Here is a 5,535-nt window from a genome sequence, read left to right on the forward strand (position 1 = left end):
CCGCGATGCGGCGACACGAAATCCATCCGGACAAAGCCCGGCTTCAGGTACGCGTAGCGGATTTCGGTGCGCTCGCCGTCGCGCGCCGACGAGCGGATCGTCGCGCGGTACGAGCGGACGTGGTCGAAATGCGACTGCGCGACGGTCACGGGATCGGCTGTCATGCTCGCTCCTATCAGGCTCGCGGCCAGCAACGCGGCGATCACGGCGCCGCCTCGACATCGAGCACGCCTTCCATCCCGCGCTCGCGATGGCTGCGGAAAAACAGCAGCCGGTGCGTGCAATAGTAGGCGAACCGGCCCGGCTGCTGCGGCGTGAAACGAAACGTTCTCGGCGTGGTGCCGAGCTCGGTATGCACCGCGATGCCCGCCTGCGGCGGAGCGTCGATCTCGAAGCTGTGCGGCACCACGCCGGGCTCGGCCGATACGGTCAGCTCGACCGGCAGGTGCGCGCGGACGATCACGTGGTTCGGCCGGAAGAAATAGCTGCCGCCGACGATCGTCACGCGCTGCACGCCATCGGCATCGACCGGCACGCGCACGGGCGCATCGCCCTGCGCTCGCGCAAGCATCGTGCCCACGACGAACGCTGCCAGCACGAGTCCCTTCATCATCGCCGTCTTCATCGCCTGCTCCCTGCGGGCGCCGCGCGTCATCCCTTCCACGCGTCGGTCGGCCCGCCCAGCGCGCCGCATGCGTCGATCGCGAGTTCGCGCAGACGCCGTTCGTCGCCACGGCCGGACAGCGCATAACCCATGCCGCGATCCGACCAGAAATACGTGTAGCGGCCGTCGGCCGACATCGCCCGCGGCGCGAGGCGCCGCGCATCGTATGCGGTCATGTACAGCGTCACGCGCGCGCCGTCCGCGCGCTGGTACATGAGCTGCGCGGCCGGCCCCGCGTCGCCGGGCAGCAACCGGCCGCCCAGCAGCGCGTAACCGTATTCGTCGAGCGACGGCGCGCGCACCGGCCGGCCAATCCGCGCCGACAGCCACGCGGCGAGACGCTTGGGATCGGCCGCACCGACTTCCACCGGATGCTCGCGGTCGGCGGCGTACACGGCGTACGCGACATCCGCGCGCGCGGCGAACGCCGGTTCGCGGCCGAACGCCGCCCAGCCCGCATGCAGCGCGACGCCGATCAGCAGCCCGGCCGCCAGCCCGGCGAACGCGTGGGCGACGGCGCGCCAGCGCGGCGCGCGGCGCTGCACGAACAACGCGGGCGCGGCGGCCGGCAACGGGAACAGTGCTTTCAGCGCATCGCGCTGCGCACGGTAATGCGCGAATCGTTCGGCCTCCTGTGGATCGGACTGCAGGCGCTCGAGCATCTCGCGCCGCTCGTGCCCGGACAGTTCGCCGTCCAGCAGCGCGGACAGCAGTTGCGCCGACGCATCGTCGTCCTGCTGGTTCGAAGGCTTGCGCGGATCGTCCATCATGGCTTCCCGATCACCCGTAACGTGGCCGTGCCGTGCGACGACGGCGCGTCCGACAGCAACGCGCGCATCTGCGCACGCGCCCGCGCGAGCCGAGACATCACCGTGCCGACCGGCACGCCGAGCACTTGCGCGGCATCGCGATAGCTCAACTCCTCGAGCGCGACCAGCAACAGCACCTCGCGCTGCTCGACCGGCAGCCGGTACAGCGCGCGCTGCACGTCGCGCAACTCCAGGCCGCCGACCTCGCCGGCGGGGGCAGCCATCGTCTGCCACGGCGCCGTCGCGTCGTCGACCGCGATCTCGTGCCGCGCGCGCAACTGATCGATGAAGCGGTGCCGCAACAGCGTCAGCAGCCACGCGCGCAGGTTGCCGCCGTCGCGCGGCGGCCGGTTCAGCGCACGCTCGAGCGTGTCCTGCACGAGATCGTCGGCCCACGCGCGCTCGCCCGTCAGCGCACGCGCATAGCGCGTGAGATGCGGAAGCCACACCAGCAGGTCCGACTCATAGCTCATCGGGATGCCTCGCGCGTCGCCGTGCGGTCACGGCCGTGCGACGTGCCACATGCCGCCGATTCCGTCGCCGCCCGCGTCGCCGGCCTTGTGGTCCATCTTCCAGCGATACAGCGGGCGGCCGCGGTATGCCCACTGCTTTTTGCCGTCGTCGCGGGCGACGAGGCTCAGCGCACCCGACGCCTTGTCGTACGCGTCGGCGAGCGCGGGCGGCCAGTTGGCTGCGCACGTGCCGTCGCACATGCTCTTGCCCGGCGCATCGCGATCGAACACGTACAACGTCATGTGCGCTTCGTCGACCAGTTTCCCGTCGCCGACCTGTGGCGGTTCCGCGGCCGCCGGCCGCACGATCGCCGCCGTCAGCGCGGCGGCGAAGAGCATCCGTTTCATTCCCGTTCTCCTTGACGTCGTGTCGCGACACGATGCCGCCGGACGGGACGATCGGCTGCGTCGCGATCATTATCCCGCCGGCCGGCGGTGCCGGAACTCGGTATGTAAACGGACAGGGATGGCCGGTTATTCCATGCCACGCCGCGACGCGCGGCGGCGATCATTCATGCGACGAAAGCGAGCGGAAGCCTGAAATGACAACGCGGCATGACATCGCTGTCATGCCGCGTTGCGCGCCCCCTGTTGCAGGGGCCGTATCGCGCGAGCGTCTCGCACGACGGCCGATACGGCGCCGTCGTGCGGGTTCGGCCGGTTACCTCGGCAATGCGCCGGTCAGCGACTGGAGCAGCGTCGTCACCGGTGCGAGCGGGTTGTTCGCCGAGCCGTTGCCCGAATGCGGCGTCACCGACAGGCCCGGCGCGGAACCGAGCACCGTGCCCACCGACGTGCCGGCCGCATTGACGACCGTCGCCGTCGAGTTGGCGCCCGTCGTCAGCAGCGAACCGACCGCGCCGGCCGTACCGCCGGCCGCATTCGCGCCCGCGCCGAGCAGGCTGCCGCCCGCCGCTGCCGTCGAACCGGCCGCCCCCGACAGCGCGCCGGCCGCCTGGCCGAGCGCCGCCGGACCGGACCCGAGTGCGCCCGTCACCGAACCGAGCGCACCGGTCAGTGCGCCGGCCGGGTTGCCGCCGGCCGGGTTGCCGCCGCCCGTCAGGCCGCTCACGAGGTTCGTGATCGGGGCGATCGGGCTATTGCCGGCCGCACCGGACAGTGTGCCAACCACCTGGTTGACGACGCCTTGCACCGGCGCCAGCGGATTGGAGCCGCCGAGGTTGCCGAGGGCACCCGTCACCGAGTTCAGCGCGCCCGTCAGTGCACCGGCCGGATTGCCGCTGCCGAGCGTACCGACGACCTGGTTCACGACGCCCTGCACCGGCGCCAGCGGGCTCGTGCCGCCCAGCGCGCCGAGCGCACCGGCCACCGAGCCGACCGCGTTGCCGAGGGCGCCCGTGGCCGTCCCGACCACGTTGCTCAGCGTGCCGGCCGGGTTGCTGCCGCCGAGCGTGCCGACGACCTGGTTGACGACGCCTTGCACCGGCGCCAGCGGGTTCGTGCCGCCGAGGTTGCCGAGCGCGCCCGTCACCGAACCGAGTGCGCCGGTCAGCGCGCCGGCCGGATTACCGCCCGGCAGTGCGTTCTGCAAACCGTTGACGAGGTTCGTGATCGGCGTGATCGGGCTGCCGCCGCCTGCACCCGACAGCGTGCCGACGACCTGGTTCACGACGCCCTGCACCGGCGCCAGCGGGTTCGCGCCGCTGAGCGCGCCCGTCACCGAGTTCAGTGCGTTCGTCAGCGCACCCGCAGGATCGCCGTTGCCGAGCGTACCGGCGAGTTGCGTCACGACGCCTTGCACCGGCGCGAGCGGGCTGCCTGCACCGCCGACGTTGCTGAGCGTGCCGGTGATCGTGTTGACCGCGTTGCTCAGTGCGCCGGTCGGGTTGCCGCTGCCGAGCGTGCCCGTGACCTGGTTCACGATGTTCTGGATCGGGGTGATCGGGTTCGCGCCGCCGCCGAGGTTGCCCAGGGCGCCGGTTACGGTGCCGAGCGCGCCGGTCAGTGCGCCAGCGGGGTTGCCACCGCCGATGCCGCCCAATGCGCCCGTCACCGTGCCGAGGGCGCCGGTCAAGGCGCCAGCCGGGTTGTTGCCGCCAACGCCGCCCAGTGCGCCCGTCACCGTGCCGAGCGCGCCGGTCAATGCGCCGGCCGGGTTACCGCCGCCAACACCACCCAGTGCGCCCGTCACCGTGCCGAGCGCGCCGGTCAATGCGCCGGCCGGATTGCCGCCGCCAACACCGCCCAATGCGCCCGTCACCGTACCGAGGGCGCCGGTCAATGCGCCTGCCGGGTTGCCGCCGCCAACACCGCTCAAGGCACCCGTCACCGTGCCGAGGGCGCCGGTCAATGCGCCGGCCGGGTTACCGCCGCCAACACCGCCCAATGCGCCCGTCACCGTACCGAGGGCGCCAGTCAATGCGCCGGCCGGGTTACCGCCGCCAACACCGCCCAATGCGCCCGTCACCGTACCGAGGGCGCCAGTCAATGCGCCGGCCGGGTTGCCGCCGCCAACACCGCCCAGTGCGCCCGTCACCGTGCCGAGCGCGCCGGTCAATGCGCCAGCCGGATTGCCGCCGCCAAGCGCGCCCGTAACGCCATTCACTACGCCTTGCACCGGCGCGAGCGGGTTCGAGCCGCTGCCGAGGTTGCCCAGCGCCCCCGTGACCGTACCAACGACGCCGGTCAGCGCGCCGGCCGGATCGCCACCGCCGATCGTCCCCGTGAGCCCGTTCACGACACCCTGAACCGCTGCCAGCGGATTCGAGCCACCGCCCAGATTGCCGAGCGCGCCGGTAACCGTACCTACGGCACCGCTCAGCGCACCTGCCGGATTGCCGCCACCGAGCGCACCTGTTACCTGACTCACGACACCTTGTACGGGCGCCAGCGGGTTCGAGCCACCGCCGATGCCGCCCAGTGCGCCGGTAACCGTACCCACGGCACCGCTCAGCGCACCTGCCGGGTTACCGCCACCGAGCGCACCCGTTACCTGATTCACGACGCCTTGAACCGGCGCCAGCGGATTCGCACCACCGCCGATACCGCCCAGTGCGCCCGTTGCCGTGCCGAGCGCGTTGCTCAGCGTCCCCGTCGCTGTATTCAGCGCACCGGTCAGTGCGCCGGCCGGGTTGCCGCCACTCAGCGCACCCGTTACCTGATTCACCACACCCTGAACCGGCGCCAACGGGTTCGCGCCGCCACCGATGCCGCCCAGTGCGCCGGTTGCCGTGCCGAGCGCATTGCTCAGCGTGCCGGTTGCCGTATTCAGTGCGCCGGTCAGTGCACCGGCCGGGTTGCCACCACTCAGCGCGCCCGTCACCTGATTCACCACACCCTGCACCGGCACCAGCGGATTCGCACCACCGCCAATCCCGCCCAGTGCGCCCGTTGCCGTGCCCAGCGCATTGCTCAGCGTCCCCGTCGCCGTATTCAACGCCCCCGTCAACGCACCTGCCGGGTTGCCCCCACCGAGCGCACCCGTCACCTGGTTCACCACGCCCTGCACCGCCCCGAGCGGCTGCACCGTGCCGCCGCTACCACCGAGTGCGCCGGTCACCGCCCCCACGGCGCCCGACAGCACTTGCCC

General features: G+C 71.9%; 5 protein-coding genes and 1 pseudogene. All 6 read right to left on the reverse strand.

All coding sequences use genetic code 11. The annotated features are described in order from the left end of the window. Nucleotides 1–206 (reverse strand): annotated as a pseudogene (locus H3O04_RS33565) (DUF1571 domain-containing protein); the annotation flags it as partial. Then, nucleotides 203–625, reverse strand: a complete 423-nt coding sequence (locus H3O04_RS33570) for a hypothetical protein (protein WP_054927468.1) — start codon at nucleotides 623–625, stop codon at nucleotides 203–205. The pseudogene H3O04_RS33565 and the gene H3O04_RS33570, both read right to left, overlap by 4 nt. A 26-nt stretch (nucleotides 626–651) precedes the next feature. Beyond that, a complete protein-coding gene (locus H3O04_RS33575) occupies nucleotides 652–1,434 on the reverse strand; it encodes an anti-sigma factor family protein (protein ID WP_202589327.1) in 783 nt (260 codons plus the stop codon). Next, nucleotides 1,431–1,946, reverse strand: a complete 516-nt coding sequence (locus H3O04_RS33580; RefSeq protein WP_011694183.1) for a sigma-70 family RNA polymerase sigma factor — start codon at nucleotides 1,944–1,946, stop codon at nucleotides 1,431–1,433. The genes H3O04_RS33575 and H3O04_RS33580 overlap by 4 nt, the downstream gene beginning before the upstream one ends. 27 nt (nucleotides 1,947–1,973) lie before the next feature. Further along, the gene (locus tag H3O04_RS33585; protein WP_023475290.1) at nucleotides 1,974–2,333 is read right to left on the reverse strand and encodes a COG4315 family predicted lipoprotein; all 360 of its coding nucleotides are present in this window, start codon (nucleotides 2,331–2,333) and stop codon (nucleotides 1,974–1,976) included. Between the two features lie 313 nt (nucleotides 2,334–2,646). Further along, on the reverse strand, nucleotides 2,647–5,535 hold a 2,889-nt coding region (locus tag H3O04_RS33590; RefSeq protein WP_202589328.1), incomplete at its 5' end, for a beta strand repeat-containing protein.

It is taken from the genome of Burkholderia sp. KCJ3K979, from assembly GCF_016759955.1.
In the GTDB taxonomy this organism is placed as follows: domain Bacteria; phylum Pseudomonadota; class Gammaproteobacteria; order Burkholderiales; family Burkholderiaceae; genus Burkholderia; species Burkholderia orbicola.

Coding starts and splice junctions, on each gene's coding strand:
- H3O04_RS33570 (WP_054927468.1), bottom strand. CDS start 625: ATGAAGACGGCGATGATGAAGGGACTCGTGCTGGCAGCGTTCGTCGTG.
- H3O04_RS33575 (WP_202589327.1), bottom strand. CDS start 1,434: ATGATGGACGATCCGCGCAAGCCTTCGAACCAGCAGGACGACGATGCG.
- H3O04_RS33580 (WP_011694183.1), bottom strand. CDS start 1,946: ATGAGCTATGAGTCGGACCTGCTGGTGTGGCTTCCGCATCTCACGCGC.
- H3O04_RS33585 (WP_023475290.1), bottom strand. CDS start 2,333: ATGAAACGGATGCTCTTCGCCGCCGCGCTGACGGCGGCGATCGTGCGG.